Annotated in this window: 1 protein-coding gene; it reads right to left on the bottom strand. The window is 61.2% G+C overall.

From position 1 onward, the window contains the following. Window positions 1-17 precede the first annotated feature (17 nt). Window positions 18-273 (bottom strand): hypothetical protein (locus SB772_RS40995; RefSeq protein ID WP_410838650.1); only part of this gene is annotated, 256 nt, incomplete at its 5' end.

The following is a 273-nucleotide window of genomic DNA, read 5'->3' as shown; positions in this document are numbered from 1 at the left end:
ATCTCATCTACCCCTCCTCAAAGATCGTAGAGCATGATTGCGATTTCGATCAGGATACCGGCCAGGATGGCCGCTTCGATCACGCATGACACCAGGAACATGCGGTATTCGAAACTGCGTTCGGCAGCGGTTCCGTAGAGCGTCTCCCGCGCTTCGACCGCCTCGCCGATCAACTGAAGCCGGCGGCCGAAGTCCATCTGCTGGCAAAGTTCGAAGAAGCTGCGGCGGGAGGCGGCTGGAAGGCCGCGGTCGCCGCGCTCCAGAAGCAGCGTG

Origin of the sequence: Paraburkholderia sp. SIMBA_030, assembly GCF_046535245.1 — a bacterium.
Taxonomy (GTDB): domain Bacteria; phylum Pseudomonadota; class Gammaproteobacteria; order Burkholderiales; family Burkholderiaceae; genus Paraburkholderia.
This window is presented reverse-complemented; position numbering and strand designations above follow the sequence as displayed.